Genomic DNA, 21,365 nt, shown 5'->3' with positions numbered 1-21,365 from the left:
GATCTCCTGGTTCGGTGGTGTCGAGAAGTTAGGGGGGCCGCGACTACTGCTGGCCGAGGCGGTTGAGCAGGTTGTTCATGCCGGCGCCGGCCTCTTCGTCGACGGCCTTGTTGTCGGCCTCGGTCGCGGTGAGGGACGCGTGGAACTTGTCGAGGGCGGTCGTGACCACCTTGTGCTTCTCGGTCCAGGCGACGTGGAGGGTGTGGAACGCCTGGCCACCGGCGCCCTCCCACTTGCCGCGCAGGGCCTGGATCTGGCCGTCGAGGGTGTTCGAGTGGTTGCCGAACTCCTCCTTGGCCTGGACGACCCGCTCGGCGATCTGCTTGAGAGCGCCCTCTGCGTGGCCGAACTCGATGTTCGATCCCGTCATGTCTCTGCTCCTTGGTCGTGGGGCGGTCGAGCCGCCGTTACGGTTCTCTCGTTGACGCCGCTCCCGAGCACTGCCAAAGAGCCGACGCGAGGGTGCTACCCCTGGCGCGGCGGGGGCTAAACCTCAGCCGGTGACTTCCCACAGGAATCGGAAGAACCCGACAGCCACCACGAGGGAGCCCACGGCGAACGCGCCGCACAGCGCCTCGGCGATCTCGGCCCGGCGCGACCACCACGCCGAGCGCCAGCCGCGGCCGACCACGACGGCGACCAGGACGAGGACCACGGCGAGCGCGACGGAGGTCAGCGCGATGAAGGTCGCGGGGCCCGTCGTACCAGGGCCCGCGATGCCGAGGACGACGACCGCGAGCGCGACGAGGGCGTAGACGCCGGCGATCCGGAGCAGCCGGCGCGCGACGGCGTGGCGGTAGCTGCGGGCCGCGAGCAGCAGCGTCGCACCGCCGAAGCCGACCAGGCACCGGGCGCCCGTGCGGTCGAGCGGGAGGCCGGCCGTGGCCAGCAGCAGGGGCGCGGCGAGCAGCACCACGACGAGGATGGCGACCGACGCGGCGGTCACCGTGCGGGTCCCGCGGGCCGCGACGGCCTGGACCGCCTGGGGCGGGACGACGATCCGCCCGCGCCGCCCGACGGGACGCTCCCGCGCGGACCACGCGGTGACGGCGAGGCGTTCGAGGTCGAGGAGGTACTGGTCCGGTACGTCGACCGCGATCTCGGGCACGAACCGCGCCGCGAGCACCGCGGCGAGGAAGAGCACCGCCCACACCACCTGGAGCGCGACGCCGGTCAGCGCACCCAGCGCAGCGAGCACGAACGAGCCCGCGCCGACGACCATCCAGACCCGCAGCCCGTCGACGGCTGTGTCCCCGGGATCGGCGAGCGCCCGGCCCACGGCCGCGGCGATCGCGGCGCCCAGCGCGGCAGCACCGAGGACCGTGGGGAGCCGCTCGGGCAGGGGGTCCCAGACCAGGGCGAGCACGCCCGCGGCGGCGAAGGCGGGCGCCGCGAGCACCCGCTGGGGGGCGAGCGCGCCGAGGGGCAGGCAGCCGACCACGGCGGCCACGAGCAGCACGGCGGCCACCGGCCACCGCTGGCTCTCGGGCAGCTGGGCGGCGCACCAGCCCGCGACGATCGCGACGGCCACGGCGACGCTCAGCCAGGCCGCCGACCCACCCCCCGGGACGACGCCCCGCTCGCCCGACTCGCCGGATCCCGCGCGCCGCCGGGGCGGCGCGGGCCGGGCGGCGGGGTCGACCGCGACGAGCACCGCGCCGGCGACCAGCCCGGCGCCGGCCACGGTGGTGGTGAGCTGGAGCGGGGCTCCGGAGCGGCCCACGAGCGGCAGCGCGACCGGGAGACCCGCCTCGAGGGCGTAGGCGCGGGCGACGTCGCCGAGGGTCGCGTCGGTGGGCACGGTGAGGTCGAGGACGCCTTGTGGACCGTGCACGGTCAGCGCGGTGACCGAGCCGGCCGCCGGCGGCCGGGACGTCGTCCCCGACATCGGACCTCCCGAGAGATGGTGGGCCGGTCGAGGTTCACGACCGACGTCGGCAGGGTAACCCTGTTTCGTGCCACCTGTACCCGTCGGACCCTCGCCCTATCATCGTGCGCGTCGCATGACCGGGCATCGACGACAGGGGACACCGTGACGATGGGCATCCAGCAGGGCGGCGCACAGGGGCGCCGGGCGGCTCCGGCTGCCCCGGACCCCTCGGCGGGGGCCGGCAGCCTGACCCAGCGCGGCAGCCGCGGTGAACGGCCCGACCTGCCCAGCGGCCAGCTCCAGATCCAGCCGCCGCCGCAGGTCCAGCCCAACGAGGGCGCGGCCGGCGTCGCGATGAACGCGATCCCGATGCTCGGCAGCCTCGGCTCGATCGTGCTCGTCGCCAGCCTCGGCAACTCCGGCGGCGGCAACCAGGGGCTGCGCTTCATCGCGGCCGGCATGTTCCTCTTCGCCACGCTCGGCTTCATCGTCGTCCAGATCGACCGGCAGCGGAAGCAGCGCCAGCAACAGGTGAGCGGCTCGCGCACCGAGTACCTCCGCTACCTCGCCACCGTCCGCAAGGTCGCCCGCGACGCCGCCGACCAGCAGCGCCGGGCGCTGACCTGGTTCCACCCCGCGCCCTCCGCGCTGCCCTCGATCGCCGAGGACCGCTCGCGGGTCTGGGAGCGCTCGTCGTCCGACCCCGCCTTCCTCCAGGTCCGCTACGGCGTGTGCGCCCAGCCGCTGGCCCTTGAGCTGGTCCCGCCCGAGAGCGCGCCGATCGACGACGTCGACCCGGCCGCCGCCTCGGCGCTGCACCGGCTGCTCGTCGTCCACCGGCTCCAGCCCGACCTGCCCGCCTCGCTCGACCTGCGCGCCTTCGACCGGGTCGAGGTGTGCGGCGACGAGGAGGAGGCGCGCTCGCTGGCCCGGGCGCTGCTGTGCTCCGCGGCGACCTTCCAGTCGCCCGAGAACCTCCAGGTCGCGGTGCTCGCCAACGACCAGACGCTCGCCCACTGGGACTGGGTCAAGTGGCTGCCCCACGCCCACAGCCAGCACCACAACGACGCCGTCGGCCCGGCGCGCATGGTCACCACGTCGCTCCACGACCTGGCCGCGATGCTGCCGCCCGACCTCACCGAGCGGCCGCGCTTCGGGGCCGACGAGCGGGCCGCGATCCCCCACATCATCCTGGTCACCGACGGCGGCGAGCTGCCGCCGGGCAACCACCTCATCCCGTCCGACGGGCTGCACGGCGTGACCGTCGTCGACCTGCCCGCGCGCTGGGGCGAGCTCGACAGCCCGACCGCGCTGCGCCTCGAGATCGAGGACCACGTCCGCGACGCCGAGACGGCTCCCGACGAGGTGCCGCTGGTCGCCGTACGGCTGCGGACCGAGCCGGTGCGCGCCAAGGGCGACCAGTGCGGCCCGGCCACGGCCGAGGCGCTGGCCCGCCGGCTGACGCCGCTCTTCACGCCCAGCGCCGGTGCGGCGGTCGGCGAGGACGCGGTCGACATCACCGCGCCCACCGACTTCATGGACCTGGTCGGCCTCGGCGACGTCCGTACGTTCGACCCCGCCGCGGCCTGGCGGCCCCGGCCCTCGCGCGACCGGCTGCGGGTGCCGATCGGCGTCGGTGACGGCGCCGGGCCGATCCACCTCGACATCAAGGAGTCCGCCCAGCAGGGCATGGGCCCTCACGGCCTGGTGATCGGCGCGACCGGCTCCGGCAAGTCCGAGTTCCTGCGCACGCTCGTGCTCGGGCTCGCGATGACCCACTCCCCCGAGCAGCTCAACATGGTGCTCGTCGACTTCAAGGGCGGCGCGACGTTCGCGGGCATGGCCGAGATGCCGCACGTGTCCGCGGTGATCACCAACCTCGCCCAGGAGCTCACCCTCGTCGACCGCATGCAGGACGCCCTCTCCGGTGAGATGGTCCGGCGCCAGGAGCTGCTCCGCGAGGCCGGCAACTTCGCCTCGATCCGCGACTACGAGAAGGCGCGGACGTCGGGCGACCCGGCCTCGGCCCACCTGGCCCCGCTGCCGTCGCTGTTCCTCGTGGTCGACGAGTTCTCCGAGATGCTGTCGGCCAAGCCCGAGTTCATCGACCTCTTCGTCGCCATCGGCCGCCTGGGCCGCTCGCTCGGCCTGCACCTGCTGCTCGCCTCGCAGCGGCTCGAGGAGGGCCGGCTGCGCGGGCTCGAGTCGCACCTGTCCTACCGGATCGGCCTGCGCACCTTCAGCGCCCAGGAGTCGCGCGCCGTGCTCGGCGTCCCCGACGCCTACGAGCTGCCGGCCGTGCCGGGCCTGGGCTACCTCAAGCCCGACCCGACGACGATGACCCGGTTCAAGGCGGCCTACGTCTCCGGTCCGCCCGAGGCGGGCCGACGCCGGGTCGACCGCGACAGCGGCGGCAAGCTGCGCGGCATCCTGCCGTTCACCATCTCCGAGGTGCAGACCTTCGACGAGCCCGAGCCCGACGACGGGTCCGCGACGCCCGCCCCGGCGAGCGACAGCGGCGAGACCCTGCTCGACGTCGCCGTACGCCGGATGGACGGCCAGGGTCCGGCCGCGCACCAGGTCTGGCTGCCGCCGCTCGACCAGCCCGACACGCTCGACCAGCTCATGCCCGACCTCGCCGCGCACCCCGATCTCGGCCTGGTCTCGCTCCAGTGGCGCAACGCGGGGACGCTCGTCGTACCGCTGGGCACGGTCGACCGCCCACGCGAGCAGCGCCGCGACACCCTGACCGTCAGCCTCAGCGGCGCGGCCGGCCACGTCGCCGTCGTCGGCGGTCCCCGCAGCGGCAAGAGCACCCTCCTGCGCACCATCGTGACCAGCCTGTCGCTGACCACGACGCCGCTGGAGTCGCAGTTCTACGTGCTCGACTTCGGCGGCGGCACGTTCGCCCCGATGACCGCGCTCCCCCACGTCGCCGGCGTCGGCACCCGCTCCGAGCCCGAGGTCGTGCGCCGGATCGTGGCCGAGGTCAAGGGCATCGTCGACCGCCGCGAGCGCTACTTCCGCGCCCAGGGCATCGACTCGATCGAGACCTACCGCAGCCGGCGCTCCCAGGGCCGGGCCGACGACGGCTACGGCGACGTCTTCCTCGTCATCGACGGCTGGGGCACGCTGCGCTCGGACTTCGACGACCTCGAGCTCGAGATCCAGCAGCTCGCCGGCCGCGGACTCACCTTCGGTCTCCACGTGGTCACCGCGGCCGCGCGCTGGCCCGACTTCCGCGCCGCGATGCGCGACCTCATCGGCACCCGCCTCGAGCTGCGCCTGGGCGACCCGATCGACTCCGAGATCGACCGCAAGATCGCCGCGCTGGTCCCCAACAACCGCCCCGGACGCGGCCTCGTGCCCGGCAAGCTCCACTTCCTCGGCGGCCTGCCCCGGATCGACGGCAACGGTTCGGCGACCACTCTCGGCGACGGCGTCGACGCGCTCATCTCGGCCGTCGCCGCCGCCTGGCGCGGCCCGGCCGGCCCCAAGCTGCGGCTGCTGCCCGACCGGATCAGCCTCGCCGACGTCCGCTCGCTCGCCGGTACGCCGCCGGCCCGCCACCTGCTCCTCGCCATCAACGAGAAGGAGCTGGCCCCGGTCGCCCTCGACGTCGACGCCGAGCCGCACCTGCTGCTCTTCGGCGACGGCAAGTCCGGCAAGTCCGGGCTGCTGCGCACCTACATCCACGAGGTCATGCGCACCCGCACCTCGGCCGAGGCCCAGGTCGTGCTCGTCGACTACCGACGCTCGCTGCTCGGCGAGGTGCCCGAGGAGTACCTGCTCAACTACCTGACCTCGGCCACCCAGGCGCAGCCGGCGCTCAACGACCTGGCGACGTACCTGCAGAACCGGATCCCCGGTCCCGACGTCACCCCCGACCAGCTCCGCAACCGCTCCTGGTGGTCGGGCGCCGAGGTGTTCGTCGTGGTCGACGACTACGACCTGGTCGCGACCCAGCAGAGCTCCCCGGTGGCGCTCCTCCAGCCGCTGCTCGCCCAGGCCCGCGACGTCGGCCTGCACCTGGTCGTCGCGCGCCGCTCGGGCGGTGCCTCACGGGCGCTCTACGAGCCGGTCATCCAGACCATGCGCGACCTCGCCATGCCCGGGATCCTGCTCGCGGGCAACCGCGACGAGGGCGTCCTCCTCGGCAACCTGCGGCCCGGTCCGGCCCAGGCCGGACGCGGGCGCCTGGTCACCCGCGACCGCGGGGCCGAGGTGGTCCAGCTCGCCTGGACCGATCCGTCACTGTGACGCCGGAGCGGTGACCGGCCCGCCGGCCGGCTCCTCGGCGGGGTCGCCGGCGGGGTCGTCGGCGGGGTCGTGGGCCGGGGCTGCGATGAGCGCCGCGATCGCCGTCGTCACCGGGACGGCGAGCACCAGGCCGATCGAGGTGACCAGCGTGCGGATGACCTCCTCGGCGAGCTGCTCGGTGTTGAGCAGCTCGAGCAGCGGGCGGTCGTAGACGCGCAGCAGCATGAGCAGGATGAGCGTGGTCCCGGCGTACGCGAAGACGATCGTGTAGATCGTCGAGGCGATGTGGTCGCGTCCGATCCGCATGGCGCTGGCGAAGATCTCGGCGCGCGAGGCATCCGGGCTCGCCGCGCGCAGCTCCCAGACCGCGGAGGCCTGGGTGATCGTGACGTCGTTGAGGACGCCGAGACCCGCGATGACGAGGGCGCAGCCGAACAGGGCCTGGAAGTCGAGCTCGCCGAACGTCGCGAGGATCGCCCCGCCCTCGTCGCTGATCCCGGTGAGCCGGGCGTCGCCGAGGGCGAGAACGCCGATGCCGGCGGTGAGCACGATGCCCAGGATGGTCCCCGCGAGCGCGGTGCTCGTGCGCAGCGAGAACCCGTGGGTCGTGTAGAGGACGACGAACATGATCGCCGAGGCACCGGTCAGCGCGATGCCCACGCCGGGCGAGCCGGCGAGCAGGGCGGGGAGCATCCACCACCAGAGCACGGCGCCGCCGAAGGCGAGGCCGAGCAGCCCGAACAGGCCGCGCCACCGGGCGATCGCGAGCACCACGACGATGAAGAAGAGCGCCAGCCAGAGCAGGGTCCCGGTGCGCTCGGTCGCGAAGTAGGAGTACGCCGCGCTCGCGTCCTCGCCCGCCTCGGGCGGGGCCGGCGTACGGAGCAGCTCGACCTTGTCGCCCTCCGCCAGCCCGGAGTCGATCACCTCGGGCGGCACCTGGACCTGGATCGGACCGTCCTCGCCGGCCACCTTCACGGTGAGGGTGCTGCAGCCGGAGCCGTCGGGCAGACCCGTGCCGGGGCAGCGCTCGGCGACCTTCGTGATGGTCCCGGTCGGGAAGGTCACGCCAGGCGCGGCGAACTGCGCGGCGGGGCCGCCGGCCTCGGCGCTGCGCTCCACGGTGTCGCCCGGCGGCCACCACGCGACGATGCCGACCAGGGTGCCGGCCAGCACGAGCGCCAGGGCGGAGAGCAGGACGGTGCGGGCCGTCGTACCGACGCGGATCTGGTGGTCGGGTCCGCTGCCGGCACGGTGGGAGTGACTCACGCGGACCACCCTGTCACGACGCCGGGGTCAGGCGGCGAGGGCCTCGGCGCGCATCTCGCGGACCGTACGGCGGAGCACGAACCGCGGTCCGGTGAGGTCGAGCGCGCGGCTCGGCCGCGAGCGGCGCCACGGGTACGCCGTCCGGCGCGGTGGAACCGTCCGGGACAATGGGCCGGGTGAGCGCCCGCGTCCCCGTCACCGCCCTGACCGGCCACCTCGGCGCCGGCAAGACGACCCTGCTCAACCGCCTGCTCCAGCGACCGGGCGCGCGGATCGGCGTGATCGTCAACGACTTCGGTGACATCAACGTCGACGCCGGCCTGGTCACCGGACAGGTCGACGAGCCGGCGTCGATCGCGGGCGGCTGCCTGTGCTGCCTGGAGGACGTCTCCGGGCTCGATGCCGCGCTGGACAAGCTCAGCCAGCCGCGGCTCGCGCTCGACGCGATCGTGGTCGAGGCGAGCGGGCTGGCCGAGCCGGGGGCGCTCGCGCAGATGATCGCGGCGAGCCCGGTCGCGCGGGTCCGGCCCGGGGGCGTGATCGACGTGATCGACACGGTCGAGTACTTCGCGACGCTCGACGACGGCGGGATGCCGCCGGCGCGGTTCGCGGTGGCCACGCTCGTCGTGCTCAACAAGTGCGACCTGCTCCCGGAGGCCGAGCGCGAGGCGACGCTGGCCGCGATCGAGGCGCGGGTGCGCGAGGTGAACCCGACCGTGCACGTCGTCCGTACGTCGGGCGCGCGGATCGACCCGGCGCTCGTCCACGACGTCGCGATGAGCGAGGACCCGCCGGACCAGCTGCCGCTCGGGGCGCTGCTGCGGGCCGAGCGGGCGCAGGACCACCAGGAGAACGAGCACGACCACGAGCACGGCCACGCGGCGTCGGCGTCGTACCGGGTCGAGGGGCCGGTCGACCCCGGCCGGGTGGTCGACCTGCTCGAGGACCCGCCGGTGGCGGCCTACCGGATGAAGGGCACGCTCGCGATCGCGACCGAGCCCGGCCGCACCAAGGGCTATGTCGTCAACGTCGTCGGCCGTCAGCTCCACGTGGCTGCGCTCCCTACCCCGCCCGACGGCGGCGAGCTGGTCGCGATCGGGATGGGTCTGGACGCCGCCGCGGCCCGGGCCCGGCTCGCGGCGGCACTGGTGCCGGCGACCGAACCGGACCCGGACGGTCGCCGGCGGCTGGAGCGGCTGCGCCGGCTCAGCGGCTAGGGCGTGTCTCCCCAGTCCGCGCCGTCGCGAGCGATGTTTGCGGCCGATCTGGCAAGGCCGAGTCGCGAAGGCGGGCCGGAGGCCCGTCGAGTCGGCGAGAACGCCGCCAGATCGAGTCGCAAACATCGCGCAGCAGGCGCGGGCTGGGGAGACGCGCCCTAGGCGCCGGCGGCCACGCGCGCCCGGAAGGCGCTCGCCGCCCGGAAGGCCGGCGCGGTGGTCGCGGCGATCTCGATCGGCTCCCCGGTCTGCGGGTTGCGGCCCTGACGGGCCGAGCGCTCGCGGGCCTCGAACGTGCCGAACTCGGCGATCCGGACCTGCTCGCCCGCGGCGACCGCCGTCACGACGGCGTCGAGCGCGGCGGCGACGGCGGCCGTCGCGGTGGCGGCGTCGAGGCCGGCGGTGCGGGCGACGTGGTCGATGAGCTGGTTGCGGTTCATGGTTCTCTCCTCGGGGTCGGGCGCTGGAGCGGGTCGCTCACCAGCTGGACTTCGTGATGCCCGGCAGCTCGCCGCGGTGGGCGAGCTCCCGGAACCGGATGCGGGACAGCCCGGCCTTGCGCAGGTAGCCGCGCGGGCGGCCGTCGACCTGGTCGCGGTTGCGCAGCCGGGTCGGCGAGGCGTCGCGCGGCAACCGGGCGAGCGCCGCGACGGCCGCGGCGAGCTCGGCCGAGCCGGGCTCGGCCGCACGGACCTGGTCCTTGAGCGCGGCCCGCCGCTCGGCGTACCGGACGACGGTGGCGCGGCGCCGCGCCTCGGCGGCGACCTTGCTCTGCTTGGCCACCCCTCAGCGCTCCTCGCGGAACTCGACGTGGCGCCGGACGACCGGGTCGTACTTGCGCAGCGTCAGCCGGTCCGGGTCGTTGCGGCGGTTCTTGCGGGTGACGTAGGTGTGGCCGGTGCCCGCGGTCGAGCGCAGCTTCACGATCGGCCGGACGTCGGATCCTCTCTTCGCCATCAGATCTCCCCTCGTGCGCGGAGGTCGGCCACGACGGCCTCGATCCCCCGCTGGTCGATGGTCTTGATGCCGCGGGCCGAGACCCGCAGCGTGACGTGCCGTCCGAGCGACGGCACCCAGTAGCGCTTGCGCTGGAGGTTGACGTCGAAACGACGCCGGGTCCGGCGGTGCGAGTGGGACACCCGGTTGCCGAACACGGGTCGCGCCCCGGTCACCTGGCACAGCGATGACATCCGCTTCCTTCCTGTCGTATGATTGAGAACGATTCTCATTCTAATCTAAGGAGCAAGCCATGAGGAAGGGCATCCACCCCGACTACGGACCCGTCGCCTTCCGCGACCGCGCCACCGGCGACCTGGTGCTCACCGGATCGACCCTCGCCGCCCGCGCCGACGGCGCCACGGTCGAGATCGACGGGAAGGCGTACCCGGTCGTCGACGTGGACGTGAGCGTGCACAGCCACCCGTTCTGGACCGGCCAGGGCCGGGTCCTCGACAGCGAGGGCCGGGTCGAGGCATTCGAGCGGCGGTACGGGCGGGTGGCGGGCCGATGAGGGTTCCCGTCGTCCTGCTCGCGGGGGTGGATCCCGACGCGATGGCCACGACGATGGTCGGGCTCCAGTTCGACCTGCCCGGTGCGGTCGCCTGCCGGCACACCATCGACGTCGAGCGTGGGGTGCTCACCCGCACGGTCAGCGACCTGTCCGGCGTGATCGAGACCCACGAGACCCTGCTCGAGCACGCGTGCGTCAGCTGCGCGATCCGCGAGGACATCCTCCCCACGCTGGAGCGCCTGGCCCGCGACGGGCGCTGGCACAGCATCGTGGCCCACCTGCCGGTCGGCGCGGAGGCCGCGCACCTGTGCGCGGCACTGACCTGGGACACCCGGCTGGCCCGGTTCCTGCGCGTCTCGGCCGTCGTCACCGCGGTCGCCGGGCAGCACCCGGTCCGCGACCTGCTCGGCGACGACCTGCTGGCCGACCGCGGGCACCACTGCGCGCACGACGACCGGCGCGGCGTGGGCGAGGTGCTCGCCGCGATGATCGAGCACGCCGACGTGGTGGCCCTGGACGACACGTTCGCCCCGGTCGCCGCCGGTCTGGTCCGCAGCCTCGCCCGCCCCGACGCGGCGGTCGTGGACGGCGTGCACCGGCTCGGCGGCGAGACGTTGCTCGGGCGGCTGCACCAGCACTCCCGGACCGAGGCCTGGACCAGCCCGGTCCGGACCGACGCACTGCCCGTCGTCCCGGCCGAGGGGGTCTGGCAGCTCGACCTGCAGTCGCTCCAGCCCTTCCACCCCGAGCGGCTCCTGGAGTCGCTCGAGCGCCTCGGCGCGGGCGCGCACCGCTCGCGCGGCTGCTTCTGGCTGTCCACCCGCCCCGGCCGGGTGCTGGAGTGGGACGGCGCCGGCGGCCAGCTGAGCATCGGCGACCACGGGTCGTGGGGCACCCGGCGCCCGTTCACCCGGATCGTGGCGACCGGCGTCGGCGTCGCACCCGACCACCTGCGCCCGGCGTTCGCGGACCTGCTCGTGGACGCCGGCGAGTCCGGCGCTCACGCCGACACCGAGGACGGCTTCGAGCCGTGGCTCGGCCCGATCCGGAAGGCGGCGTGATGGCGGTCCCCAAGCGGCGTACGTCGCGCAGCAACACCCGGCACCGCCGGGCGCAGTGGAAGGCCGCCGCCCCCGACCTGGTCCCGGTCGTCGTCGACGGCCGCACGCACCGGGTGCCCCGGCGCCTCGCGGCGGCGGTGCACGCCGGGCTGGTCGACCCGAGCACGGGAAGGAGGATCCCGCGATGAAGGTGCGCAACTCGCTGCACTCGCTCAAGAAGCAGCCCGGCGCCCAGGTCGTACGACGGCGCGGCCGGACGTACGTGATCAACAAGCAGAACCCGCGGATGAAGGCCCGCCAGGGCTGACCCCGCGACGAGCCGGCCGATTCGGTCCTCGGGTACCGCCGATCGGCACCCGAGACCGAGGGGTGGGCCGACGGGCGTGCCTAGCGTCGAGAGCATGATCCGCCGTCCCGTCGCCGCCGCCCTGCTCGTCTGCTACTCGGTCGTCGTCGCCCGGCTCACCCTGGCCGATCCGTCGGCGGGGCGCTGGGCGTTCGACCTCGGCTGGGACGCGGCGGACGTCGCCAGCGGCGGCCGGCTGAGCTGGGACCAGACCGAGGCGCTGGCCAATGTCGCGCTGTTCGTGCCGGCCGGCTTCCTGCTCGCGATCGTGCTCGGGCGCCCCCTGCTCGCGGCGGCGCTGACCGTGCTCGCCTCGGCGTGCATCGAGCTGGCCCAGCAGCAGTTCTTCCCGAGCCGGGTGCCGACCCTGGCCGACGTCTGGCACAACGGGCTGGGCGGGCTGATCGGTGCGATCCTGGCCGCGCCGATCAGCCGGGTCCGCCGGCCCCGCCGACCCAGTGGGCGGACCGCCGTCCGAGCAAACTAGAACGCGTTATCGTTTCGCCATGAGCGAGAGCGCACCCCTCCAGCCGGAGTACGACGTCGTGGTGGTCGGGTCGGGCGGCGGCGCCCTGACCGGAGCGGCCCTGGCAGCCACCGCCGGGCTGAGCACGCTGGTCCTGGAGCGGACCCCGCTGATCGGCGGGACCTCCGCCTACTCCGGCGGCGCGTGCTGGCTGCCCGGCACCCAGGTGCAGCAGCGGGCCGGGCTGCCGGACTCGACCGAGGGCGCGCGGGCCTATCTCGCCGCCGTCCTCGACGACCCCGACCAGGAGCGCGTCGAGGCGCTGCTCGCACAGGCCCCGCGGCTCGTCGAGCAGCTCGAGGCGGACCCGCTCATGGAGCTCGAGTGGATCCCGTTCTCGGAGTACTACGACGCGCCCGGCCGGGTCCCCATGGGCCGCTCCATCCAGCCCAAGAGCATCCGCCGCGACGAGCTCGACCCCGCGGTCACCGCGATCCTGCGCCCGCCGGTCGAGCGCGACCGGGCCGGCCGACCGGGCCGCTCGACGCTGTCGGGCGGCCAGGCGCTCATCGCCCGGCTCGCGGCGATCACCGCCCGCGAGGGCGGCACGATCGCGACCTCGTGCTCGGTGACCGGCTTCGAGCGCGACGCCGACGGCCGCCTCACCACCGTCCGGTACGACGGCCCCGACGGCCCTGCCGAGGTCCGGGCCCGGCGCGGCGTGCTCATCGCGGCCGGCGGGTTCGAGGGCAGCCCCGAGCGGCGCGCCGAGCGCGGCACGCCCGGTCGCACCGCGTGGTCGATGGCCCCGCGCGGCACCAACACCGGCGAGGTGATCGACGCGGCCGCCGCGATCGGCGCGGCCACCGACTGGTCCGGCGAGGGCTGGTTCTGCCCGGGCCTGCTCCAGCCCGACGGCAGCGGCGCGTTCACGCTCGGCTTCCGCGGCGGGCTCGTCGTCGACCAGACCGGGCAGCGCTACGGCAACGAGTGCCTCCCCTACGACCGCTTCGGCCGGGTGATGGCGCAGGCGCCCGAGCGGACGCCGTCCTGGTTCGTCTTCGACAGCCGCGAGGAGGGCCGGCTCCCGGCGATCGCGATGCCCGAGGGCGAGCGGGCCGAGCACCTCGCCGCCGGCACGTGGGTCGAGGCCGCGACCATCGAGGAGCTGGCCGCCCGGACCGGGCTCGACCCCGCGGCGCTCACCGCGACCGTCGCGCGCTTCAACGCCTTCGCCGAGAACGGCAAGGACGAGGACTTCGGCCGCGGCGAGGACGAGTACGACACTTTCTTCGCCTCCGCCGGCTCCCCCAACAAGGCGCTGGTGCCGCTCGACCAGGGGCCGTACACGGCGGCCAAGATCGTGCTCTCCGACCTGGGCACCAAGGGCGGCCTGGTCACCGACGCGAGCGCGCGCGTGCTCGACGAGACGGGCGCGCCGATCCCCGGGCTCTACGCGGCCAGCAACTCGACGGCGTCGGTGTTCGGGTCGGCGTACCCCGGGCCGGGGGCGCCCCTGGGCGCAGCGATGACGTTCGCCTCGCTCGCGATCGAGGACCTGCGGGGCTGAGCCCCCGCGGGTGGCTCAGCTCTCGGCAGCCAGCCGCTCGAGCACGGTCGTCGCGAACCGGCCCAGGCTGCGCACCTGGTCGCCGCTGAGCCCCTCGAAGAACAGCTCGCGCACGAGCGCGACATGACCCGGCGCGGCCGCGGAGATCGCAGCCAGGCCGGCGTCGGTCAGGTCGACGAAGGCGCCGCGCCGGTCGTCGGCGCAGTGGCGACGCTCGACCAGGCCGCGCGCCTCCATGCGGGAGACCTGCTTGGAGACACGGCTCTTCTCCCACTGGAGCCGCTCGCCGAGCTCGAACATCCGCAGCGAGCGGTCGGGGACGTCCTGGTCGGTCAGCGCGACGAGGATCTCGTAGTCGGACAGCGACAGCCCGCTGGCCGCCTGGAGCTCGCGGTTGAGCCGCGCGGACAGCTGGGCGTTGAGATCGACCCAGGCCCGCCAGGCCAGGGTCTCCTCGTCGTCGAGCCAGCGCGTCGTCGTACTCACGGGGCCCATTCTAGCCGAGAATGTTGACATATCCACGATCTCGGAGGATGGTGGTTGACATGGCAACAATCGACCTCGACGCGATCACCAAGGATCGCGAGCGCATCAAGAAGGAGTACCTCGCTCCCGAGGGCGAGCGGCCCGAGAGCAGTGCCCGCGGCATCCACCACGCCGCCCTGCTCTCGTCCGACGTCCGGCGGACGATCGACTTCTACCAGGGGCTCCTGGAGTTCCCGCTGACCGAGATCTTCGAGAACCGCGACTACGCCGGCTCCGACCACTTCTTCTTCGACGTGGGCGCCGGCAACCTGCTCGCCTTCTTCACCCTGCCCGGCCTCGACCTCGGGCCGTACGCCGAGGTGCTCGGCGGTCACCACCACCTCGCGATCTCGGTGACCCGCGAGAAGTGGGACTACCTGCGCGCCAAGCTCGACGACGCTGGCGTCGACTACCACCTGGAGTCGAAGGTCTCGCTGTACTTCCCCGGGCCGGACGGCGAGCGCCTCGAGCTGCTCGCCGACCCGCTCGGAGAGATGTACGGCACCAAGGTGCTGTGAGCCGGGCGGCCTAGATCCAGCCGCGGCGCCTGAAGACGCCGTACAGACCGACGCTGACCATCGCCATCAGGAACAGCGCGAACGGGTAGCCCAGCTGCCAGTGCAGCTCGGGCATCTCGTCGAAGTTCATGCCGTAGACCGTGCCGATGAGCGTCGGCGCGAACAGGATGGCGGCCCAGGCGGAGATCCGCTTGACCTCCTCGTTCTGGTCGAGGCTGGCCTCGGTGAGCGCCTTCATCTCCTCGTTCTGCTGCTGGGCGACGAGGGTGGCGTTGACCGTCATGATGTCGCGCAGCAGCTGGCGGAAGCCGTCGACCTGCTCGATCACGTGGGTCAGGTGGTCGTCGACGTCGCGCAGGTAGCGCTGGAGCTCGTCGTCGGTGCCGTACTTGGCGAAGCCCGCGGTGAGCCGCCGCAGCACGGTGGCCAGCGGCCGGGTCGCGCGCTGGAACTCGATCACCTCGCGGGTGAGCTCGTAGATGCGGCGGGACACGGCGGGGTCGCCGCGGAAGACCTCGGTCTCGATCTCGTCGATGTCGTTCTCGAGGCCCGCGACGACGGGCAGGTAGCCGTCGACGACCCGGTCGAGGACGGCGTACAGGACGGCCTCGGGGCCGAGCCGGAGCAGGTCCGGGTTGCTCTCCAGGCGGCGGCGGACCGCGGCGATGTCGGGCGCCTCGGCGTGCCGGAGGGTGACTACGAAGTCGCGCCCGACGAAGACGTGCACCTCGCCGAACTCCACCTCCTCGCGGTCGTCGACGTAGCGCGCGGCCCGCAGGACGACGAACAGCGTGTCGTCGTAGCGCTCGATCTTGGGACGCTGGTGGGCCAGGATCGCGTCCTCGACGGCCAGCTCGTGCAAGCCGAACTCGTCGGCCAGCGAGGCCAGGTCGTGCTGGTCGGGGCGGTAGAGCCCGATCCAGGCGACGGCGTCGTCGTTCTCGCGCAGCGCGTTGAAGCTGTCGGCCAGGGTCGCCGGCGAGGCGACCCGGTCGCCGTCGACGTACACGGCGCTGTCGACGAGGGTCGCCCGGTCGGTCCCGCGGCGGTCGTCGCGGGGGGCCGGGGTGGACGTGGGGCGGGTCGGCTCAGCGGGCAGCTGGAGGCGTCGTACCCGACCCGTCAGGGTGCGGATCGGCTTGAAGGACCGGTTCTCGGACATGCGGCATCCTCAGGGTGCGGAGGGCGCACCCGGACGCCGGCGTGACGCATGGTCACGAGCGCGCGCAGAACCGAGCGGGACCCTCAGGGACGGTCGAGCAGAGCGGGGGTACGACTGGGAGGTTGGCCTTCCATCGCCGACCACCTCCTCGCTCCGGACTCCTGAGGTCGGGGTCAGCATAGGCCCGCGCATCGCCCCGGAGGTAACCGCCGAGGGCCTCCCGCGGGGCCGCTACGCCGCGGCTGTGACTGAATCCACGCGTCCAGCGCTCGGCCCGATTAGCCCTTGCCCCAGGCGGGGGGCCTACCATCAAGCGGCTTTTGTCGACAGTTCATAGGGGAAGCGTTGAGCACCACCGAAGACAAGTTCACTCGCTGGAAGCACCACGAAGAGCTGGCCGAGGCGATGATCCCCATCGTCGGCAAGCTCCACCGCGAGAAGGATGTGACGATCCTTCTGCACAGCCGCTCGCTGGTGAACAAGTCGGTGATCAGCATCCTCAAGACCCACCGCTACGCGCGCCAGATCGACGGCGTCGAGCTGTCGGTCGTCGACACCTTCCCCTTCCTCGAGGCGATCGCCGCGCTCGACCTCGGCGCCGCCAAGGTCGACCTCGCGCTGCTGATCCGGGCCTACCGCGCCACCGACGGTGCGCAGTCGATCCCCGAGTTCACCGCCGCCGCGCTCGCCGAGGCGACCGGTGACAACAAGAGCCCGGCACCCTGCCCGCAGGACGTCGTCCTCTACGGCTTCGGCCGGATCGGCCGCCTCGTCGCGCGCCTCCTCGTCGAGAAGTCCGGCTCCGGCAACGGCCTGCGCCTGCGCGCGGTCGTCGTGCGCAAGGCCAAGGGCGACGACCTCAAGAAGCGCGCCTCGCTGCTGCGCCGCGACTCGATCCACGGTGCCTTCAACGGGTCGATCACGGTCGACGAGGAGAAGAACCAGATCATCGCCAACGGCAACGTGATCCAGGTGATCTACTCGAACTCGCCCGCCGAGATCGACTACACCGAGTACGGCATCGACGACGCCATCCTCATCGACAACACCGGCATCTGGCGCGACCGCGAGGGTCTCTCGCAGCACCTGCGCCCCGGCATCGCCAAGGTGCTCCTGACCGCGCCGGGCAAGGGCGACGTCCCCAACATCGTGCACGGCGTCAACCACCTCGACGTCGACCTCGACGAGACGGTGCTCTCGTGCGCGTCCTGCACGACCAACGCGATCGTCCCGCCGCTCAAGGCGATGGAGGACGAGTTCGGCATCACCCGCGGCCACGTCGAGACGGTCCACTCGTTCACCAACGACCAGAACCTGCTCGACAACTTCCACAAGGCCGACCGCCGCGGTCGCTCCGCGCCGCTCAACCTGGTCATCACCGAGACCGGTGCCGCCTCGGCCGTCGCCAAGGTGCTGCCCGACCTCGACGCCAAGATCACCGGCAACTCGATCCGCGTCCCCACGCCGGACGTCTCGATCGCGATCCTCTCGCTGCAGCTCAAGCGCGAGACCACCCGCGACGAGGTCAACGCCCACCTGCGCAAGGCGTCGCTGACCGGCCCGCTGGCCCGCAACCTCGACTACACGACCGCCTCGGACGCGGTGTCCACCGACTTCATCGGCGCCCGCGCGGCCTCGATCGTCGACGGCGGCGCCTCGATCGTCGACGGCGACTCGGCGATCCTCTACGTCTGGTACGACAACGAGTTCGGCTACTCCTGCCAGGTGCTGCGCACCGTGCAGTACATCTGCGGCGTCGAGTACACGACGCTCCCGCGGGTCTGACCGCACCCGGTCACCGGCGCCGGTCCGCGCCCCCTTGTGTGGGGGTGTGGGCCGGCGCACACTGGTTGTGAGGGGCCCTCTCACCGGGGAGCCACCGAAGGGACCGGAACCATGAACGAACGCCACGAGTCCGGCGTCGACACCTTGGCCGACACCGTCATCCAGACCCACGCGGTCCTCTACGCGCGGATGCACAGCGCTTCCTCCTGCCGCCCGACCCGGGACCGCCCCCGCGCCCGGCAGACCGCCACCGACCCGTTCCTGGCGAGCACCAGCCGGCACCTCTCCGCGGCCAACGCGGTCCTCGGGCCGGCCGCGCGCCACCACCTCGACCACGGCAGCGAGCGGGCCCACGACTTCGCCCAGCAGTGCCGCCGGCTCGAGATCGCGCTGAGCCAGGTCAAGGCCAAGCTCTACGGCTCCACGTTCGTCGTACGGCGTCCGTGGGACTCGATCTGGGAGGAGGTCGGCCGCGAGCTCGCCCGGACGCGCACGCTCGAGGCGCAGCTCGTGACCGACCTGGGCACGGCCGCCGCGGAGCGCTGCGACGAGCTGGCCGAGCGGCTCTACTGGACCGAGCGCCGGGGGCCGACCCGGCCGCACCCCTACCTGCCCCACCGGGGCGTGCCCGGACGCATCGCGCGCCGGGTCGCCGTCCGGGTGGACCGGTTCTGGGACACCGCCGAGGGCCGGATGGTGCCCGACCCGGTGCGTCCCGAGCGCAACCGCGACGGGCGTCTCGTGCAGTACCTGCTCGCCGACCCGCACGTGTCCTGAGCCCCGCTCCCGCGGGGTGTTACACGGGTGCGGCGTGAGCATGCCCACGCCCGTTACGTGACGCGGGCCACTGCGCTTGCTCTTGCAAGCACGGTGGAATCGTCCGTCCTCCCGTCCGGGAGGCCGCTCCCGTCGCGCCGAGGCCCGCGCACGACGGAGGGTGACATCGACACCGATGAGGAGAGCGCGGGCACGGGAGACCCAAGCAGTACGCCGGACCACGCTGGTCCGGCTGGGGGCGAAGGATTCGTTCCGGGGCACCAGCAGCCCAAGCCCGACAGGTCATCTTCCGCAGGCGTCGCTGACGAAAGACCACGATGTCCTTCACCCTGCCGCGCGCTGCCGCGCGCCTGCTCCTCGTCCCGGTCGCCCTCTCGGCGTTCCTGGTCACGGTGCCCTCGGCCCACGCGAACGAGACCTTCGAGTCCGCCTCCGGTGTCGCCACCGACGCCGGCACCCAGCGCCAGGTCGACGAGGGCGAGCGTGCCGCGCACCTCGCCGCCCGTCGCGGTGAGCGCGTGATCGCCAAGGCCCGCTCGCGCGCCGGCGACCCGTACCGCTACGGCGCCGCCGGCCCCAACGCCTTCGACTGCTCGGGCCTGGTCCAGTGGACCTACCGCCAGGTCGGCAAGCGCCTGCCGCGCACCTCGGGCGCCCAGGCCGGCGCCACCCGCCGGATCGCGCACCCGCGCCGCGGCGACCTGGTGTTCTTCACCAGCGGCGGCCACGTCTACCACGTCGGCATCTACGCCGGCAGCCACACGATCTGGCACGCCTCGCGCCCCGGCGTCCCGGTCCGCAAGGAGCGGATCTGGACCGGCTCGGTCTTCTACGGCCGCGTGCGCTGACCCCGGTAGGGTCCGCCGTGTGACCGTGTACGTCGACGACATGCAGCTCGAGGCCGTGGTCGGCCCCGTCGACGGCGTCTGGTCGCACCTGCTCTCGGACCTGCCCGGCGAGGCCGGCCGGCGCGAGCTGCTCGCGTTCGCCGAGCGGCTCGGCATCGAGGCGCGCTGGATCCAGAAGCCGGGCACGGCCCGCGAGCACTTCGACGTCACCGAGCCGACCCGGCAGCGGGCGCTCGCCCTGGGGGCGAGGCCGATCCGCTACGGGCGGGCGGTCGCGGCGATCACCCGGGCGAAGCGGGACGGTCTCAGCGGCCGGTGAACTCCGGCGGACGACGCTCGACGAAGGCGGTCATCGCCTCGTCGAGGTCGTCGCTGAGCAGGAACGCGGCGTTCCACACGGCCGTGTAGCGCAGGCCGGCCTCGACCCGCGGCGCGCGCTCGGCGTCGAGGACGTCCTTGATGCCGCGCAGGACGAGAGGCGAGTTGGCCGCCATCCGGGCCGCGAGGTCGGCCGCGGCGGTCCGGGCCTCGGCGGCGGTCGGGTGGACGTGGTTGACCAGGCCGAGCTCCGCGGCGCGTACGGCGTCCACGTCGTCGCCGGTGAGCGCGAGCTCGCGCAGGTGGCCGTCACCGATGACGCCGACCAGGCGCTGGAGGCTGCCGAGGTCGGCGACGATGCCGACCTTGGCCTCGCGGACGCTGAAGACGGCGTCGGCCGAGGCGATCCGGACGTCACAGGCGACCGCGAGGTCGACGCCGCCGCCGATGCACCACCCGGTGACCGCGGCGACTGTCGGCTTGCGCAGGCCCGCGACGACGTCGAGGGCGCCCTGCCAGCGCCGGACCAGGGCGAGGAGCTCCTGGCGGGCGCCGGCGTGGGTCGCGCTGCGCAGCGGCGCGAAGGTGCCGGCCGCGGCGCCCAGGTCGAGGCCGTAGGAGAAGTGGTCGCCTGCGCCCGCCAGGACGACGGCGCGCACGCTGTCGTCGGCGTCGAGGTCGGCGAAGGTCGCGGCCAGCTCGGCGAAGAAGGCGTCGTCCATGACCGCCTTGCCGCCGGGTCCGGCCAGACCGACGGTGGCGACGGCGCCGTCGCGGGTGAGGGTGAAGCGGGGCTCGCTCATGCGGTGACCTCCGTGACGATCTCGGAGAGCCGGCGCACCTGGGCGACCCGCTCCGCGTCGCCCGCGGCGAGCGGGTTGAGCAGGAACGTGCGGACGCCGGCCGCGTGGAACTCGCCGACCTGGCGCCGGACGGAGTCCTCGTCGCCCATCAGGGTGACCGCCTCCACCAGCTCGTCCGGTACGGCGGCCGCCGCCGCGGCCTTGTCGCCCGCCAGGTAGCGGTCCTGGATCTCCTTGGCCTCGGCCTCGTAGCCGTAGCGGCAGGCGAGCTGGTTGTAGAAGTTCTTGTCGCGCGCGCCCATGCCGCCGATGTAGAGCGCGAGCTGGTTGCGCACCGCCTGCACGGCCTCGGCCGGCGGCTCGCCCAGGTGGTAGTGAATCTGGAGCTGGATGTCGAGCTCGCCGAGCGCGGGATCGCGCCGCGCGAAGCCCTCGGCCAGCGGCTCGCCCCAGGCCAGGTCGCGCTTGGCCGGGTGGAAGAACAGCGGCTGCCAGCCGTTGGCCAGCTCGGCGACGAGCGCGACGTTCTTGGGCCCGAGCGCGGCGACCGAGATCGGGATCTCCGAGCGCACCGGGCGGTTGATGATCTTGAGCGGCTTGCCGAGGCCCGAGCCGCCCTTGTCCTTGGTCAGCGGGATGTCGTAGTACTTGCCCTCGAACTCGACCGGCTCGCGGCGCCACACCTGGCGGCAGACCTCGATCACCTCGCGGGTGCGGCCGAGCGGGGCGTCGTACTTGACGCCGTGGAAGCCCTCGATGACCTGGGGCCCGCTGGCGCCGAGGCCGAGGGTGAACCGGCCGTCGGAGACGAAGTCGAGGCCCGCGGCCGTCATCGCGGTCAGCGACGGGGTGCGGGTGTAGATCTGGAAGATCGCCGACATCAGCTCGAGCCGGTCGGTCTTGGCCGCGATGTAGCCGAGCTGGCTGACCGCGTCGAACGAGTAGGCCTCGGGCATCGCGACCAGGTCGAGGCCGTTGCGCTCGTACTCCTGGAGGAGCTCCACGGTCTCGGCGAAACCGCCCGAGTAGTCGATGATCATGCCGAGCCGCATCACGCCTC

Annotated in this window: 24 protein-coding genes; 13 read left to right on the top strand and 11 right to left on the bottom strand. The window is 73.4% G+C overall.

Going from position 1 to position 21,365, the window contains the following annotated elements; translation table 11 throughout:
* Nucleotides 1-43: 43 nt before the first annotated feature.
* Nucleotides 44-370, bottom strand: a complete 327-nt coding sequence (locus CCO04_RS02470) for a WXG100 family type VII secretion target (protein WP_215812500.1) — start codon at nt 368-370, stop codon at nt 44-46.
* Nucleotides 371-493: 123 nt separating this feature from the next.
* Nucleotides 494-1,888 carry a hypothetical protein gene (locus tag CCO04_RS02465; protein ID WP_215812499.1) on the bottom strand — a complete coding sequence of 465 codons (1,395 nt, stop codon included), beginning with the start codon at nt 1,886-1,888 and terminating at the stop codon, nt 494-496.
* Nucleotides 1,889-2,038: 150 nt separating this feature from the next.
* Here CCO04_RS02465 and eccCa point away from each other — a divergent pair, with 150 nt between their 5' ends.
* Complete coding sequence (eccCa, locus tag CCO04_RS02460) at nt 2,039-6,130, top strand: type VII secretion protein EccCa (protein WP_215812896.1); 4,092 nt, start codon at nt 2,039-2,041, stop codon at nt 6,128-6,130.
* Here the strand turns inward: eccCa and CCO04_RS02455 are convergent.
* Nucleotides 6,122-7,399: a YibE/F family protein gene (locus CCO04_RS02455; protein ID WP_308281106.1), complete on the bottom strand. Its 1,278-nt coding sequence runs from the start codon at nt 7,397-7,399 to the stop codon at nt 6,122-6,124. The two genes, eccCa and CCO04_RS02455, sit on opposite strands and share 9 nt — an antisense overlap.
* A 176-nt stretch (nt 7,400-7,575) precedes the next feature.
* On the opposite strand from CCO04_RS02455, the gene CCO04_RS02450 reads away from it, so the two are divergent.
* The gene (locus CCO04_RS02450; RefSeq protein WP_308281105.1) at nt 7,576-8,616 is read left to right on the top strand and encodes a GTP-binding protein; all 1,041 of its coding nucleotides are present in this window, start codon (nt 7,576-7,578) and stop codon (nt 8,614-8,616) included.
* A gap of 158 nt (nt 8,617-8,774) precedes the next feature.
* Here the strand turns inward: CCO04_RS02450 and CCO04_RS02445 are convergent, their stop codons facing one another.
* Genes CCO04_RS02445 through rpmB form a run of 4 tightly spaced genes read right to left on the bottom strand, consistent with a single transcriptional unit; the run spans nt 8,775 to nt 9,806 of the window.
* Nucleotides 8,775-9,056 carry an HU family DNA-binding protein gene (locus CCO04_RS02445; RefSeq protein WP_215812497.1) on the bottom strand — a complete coding sequence of 94 codons (282 nt, stop codon included), beginning with the start codon at nt 9,054-9,056 and terminating at the stop codon, nt 8,775-8,777.
* A 37-nt stretch (nt 9,057-9,093) separates the two neighbouring features.
* Nucleotides 9,094-9,399: a 30S ribosomal protein S14 gene (gene rpsN, locus CCO04_RS02440; protein ID WP_215812496.1), complete on the bottom strand. Its 306-nt coding sequence runs from the start codon at nt 9,397-9,399 to the stop codon at nt 9,094-9,096.
* 3 nt (nt 9,400-9,402) lie between these two features.
* Nucleotides 9,403-9,573, bottom strand: coding sequence for a 50S ribosomal protein L33 (gene rpmG, locus CCO04_RS02435; RefSeq protein ID WP_215812495.1), 171 nt, complete (start codon nt 9,571-9,573; stop codon nt 9,403-9,405).
* Nucleotides 9,573-9,806 (bottom strand): 50S ribosomal protein L28, encoded by a 234-nt coding sequence (rpmB, locus tag CCO04_RS02430; RefSeq protein WP_215812494.1) that lies wholly within the window; start codon nt 9,804-9,806, stop codon nt 9,573-9,575. The genes rpmG and rpmB overlap by 1 nt, the downstream gene beginning before the upstream one ends.
* 59 nt (nt 9,807-9,865) lie before the next feature.
* Here rpmB and CCO04_RS02425 point away from each other — a divergent pair, with 59 nt between their 5' ends.
* The 6 genes from CCO04_RS02425 to CCO04_RS02400 all read left to right on the top strand — a co-directional run bounded on the left by CCO04_RS02425 (nt 9,866) and on the right by CCO04_RS02400 (nt 13,569).
* Nucleotides 9,866-10,126 carry a type B 50S ribosomal protein L31 gene (locus CCO04_RS02425; RefSeq protein ID WP_215812493.1) on the top strand — a complete coding sequence of 87 codons (261 nt, stop codon included), beginning with the start codon at nt 9,866-9,868 and terminating at the stop codon, nt 10,124-10,126.
* The gene (locus tag CCO04_RS02420; protein ID WP_215812492.1) at nt 10,123-11,187 is read left to right on the top strand and encodes a GTP-binding protein; all 1,065 of its coding nucleotides are present in this window, start codon (nt 10,123-10,125) and stop codon (nt 11,185-11,187) included. The genes CCO04_RS02425 and CCO04_RS02420 overlap by 4 nt, the downstream gene beginning before the upstream one ends.
* Nucleotides 11,187-11,375: a 50S ribosomal protein L32 gene (gene rpmF / locus CCO04_RS02415; RefSeq protein ID WP_038676431.1), complete on the top strand. Its 189-nt coding sequence runs from the start codon at nt 11,187-11,189 to the stop codon at nt 11,373-11,375. The genes CCO04_RS02420 and rpmF overlap by 1 nt, the downstream gene beginning before the upstream one ends.
* Nucleotides 11,372-11,494 carry a type B 50S ribosomal protein L36 gene (gene ykgO, locus CCO04_RS02410; protein ID WP_215812491.1) on the top strand — a complete coding sequence of 41 codons (123 nt, stop codon included), beginning with the start codon at nt 11,372-11,374 and terminating at the stop codon, nt 11,492-11,494. The genes rpmF and ykgO overlap by 4 nt, the downstream gene beginning before the upstream one ends.
* A 94-nt stretch (nt 11,495-11,588) precedes the next feature.
* Nucleotides 11,589-12,020, top strand: coding sequence for a VanZ family protein (locus tag CCO04_RS02405; protein ID WP_215812490.1), 432 nt, complete (start codon nt 11,589-11,591; stop codon nt 12,018-12,020).
* Between the two features lie 19 nt (nt 12,021-12,039).
* Nucleotides 12,040-13,569, top strand: coding sequence for an FAD-dependent oxidoreductase (locus CCO04_RS02400; protein WP_215812489.1), 1,530 nt, complete (start codon nt 12,040-12,042; stop codon nt 13,567-13,569).
* Between the two features lie 15 nt (nt 13,570-13,584).
* Here CCO04_RS02400 and CCO04_RS02395 read toward each other — a convergent pair whose 3' ends face one another.
* Nucleotides 13,585-14,055 carry a MarR family winged helix-turn-helix transcriptional regulator gene (locus CCO04_RS02395; protein WP_257752749.1) on the bottom strand — a complete coding sequence of 157 codons (471 nt, stop codon included), beginning with the start codon at nt 14,053-14,055 and terminating at the stop codon, nt 13,585-13,587.
* Between the two features lie 59 nt (nt 14,056-14,114).
* Here CCO04_RS02395 and CCO04_RS02390 point away from each other — a divergent pair, with 59 nt between their 5' ends.
* Complete coding sequence (locus tag CCO04_RS02390) at nt 14,115-14,612, top strand: VOC family protein (protein WP_215812487.1); 498 nt, start codon at nt 14,115-14,117, stop codon at nt 14,610-14,612.
* 10 nt (nt 14,613-14,622) lie between these two features.
* Here CCO04_RS02390 and corA read toward each other — a convergent pair whose 3' ends face one another.
* On the bottom strand, nt 14,623-15,774 hold the full coding sequence (gene corA / locus CCO04_RS02385; RefSeq protein ID WP_215812486.1) for a magnesium/cobalt transporter CorA: 1,152 nt from the start codon (nt 15,772-15,774) through the stop codon (nt 14,623-14,625).
* A gap of 345 nt (nt 15,775-16,119) precedes the next feature.
* On the opposite strand from corA, the gene CCO04_RS02380 reads away from it, so the two are divergent.
* The 4 genes from CCO04_RS02380 (at nt 16,120) to CCO04_RS02365 (ending at nt 19,503) form a co-directional block, all read left to right on the top strand.
* Nucleotides 16,120-17,559, top strand: a complete 1,440-nt coding sequence (locus CCO04_RS02380) for a glyceraldehyde-3-phosphate dehydrogenase (RefSeq protein WP_215812485.1) — start codon at nt 16,120-16,122, stop codon at nt 17,557-17,559.
* 111 nt (nt 17,560-17,670) lie between these two features.
* Nucleotides 17,671-18,336: a hypothetical protein gene (locus CCO04_RS02375; RefSeq protein ID WP_215812484.1), complete on the top strand. Its 666-nt coding sequence runs from the start codon at nt 17,671-17,673 to the stop codon at nt 18,334-18,336.
* Nucleotides 18,337-18,653: 317 nt separating this feature from the next.
* Entirely contained in the window at nt 18,654-19,184 is a 531-nt protein-coding gene (locus tag CCO04_RS02370) for a C40 family peptidase (protein WP_215812483.1), read from the top strand.
* 19 nt (nt 19,185-19,203) lie between these two features.
* A complete protein-coding gene (locus CCO04_RS02365; RefSeq protein ID WP_215812482.1) occupies nt 19,204-19,503 on the top strand; it encodes a DUF4031 domain-containing protein in 300 nt (99 codons plus the stop codon).
* Here the strand turns inward: CCO04_RS02365 and CCO04_RS02360 are convergent.
* Both CCO04_RS02360 and CCO04_RS02355 read right to left on the bottom strand, forming a co-directional pair.
* The gene (locus tag CCO04_RS02360) at nt 19,490-20,305 is read right to left on the bottom strand and encodes a crotonase/enoyl-CoA hydratase family protein (protein ID WP_215812481.1); all 816 of its coding nucleotides are present in this window, start codon (nt 20,303-20,305) and stop codon (nt 19,490-19,492) included. The genes CCO04_RS02365 and CCO04_RS02360 overlap by 14 nt on opposite strands.
* On the bottom strand, nt 20,302-21,357 hold the full coding sequence (locus tag CCO04_RS02355) for an LLM class F420-dependent oxidoreductase (RefSeq protein ID WP_252372715.1): 1,056 nt from the start codon (nt 21,355-21,357) through the stop codon (nt 20,302-20,304). The genes CCO04_RS02360 and CCO04_RS02355 overlap by 4 nt, the downstream gene beginning before the upstream one ends.
* Nucleotides 21,358-21,365 lie beyond the last annotated feature (8 nt).

Origin of the sequence: Pimelobacter sp. 30-1, from assembly GCF_018831735.1 — a bacterium.
Taxonomy (GTDB): domain Bacteria; phylum Actinomycetota; class Actinomycetes; order Propionibacteriales; family Nocardioidaceae; genus Nocardioides.
This window is presented reverse-complemented; position numbering and strand designations above follow the sequence as displayed.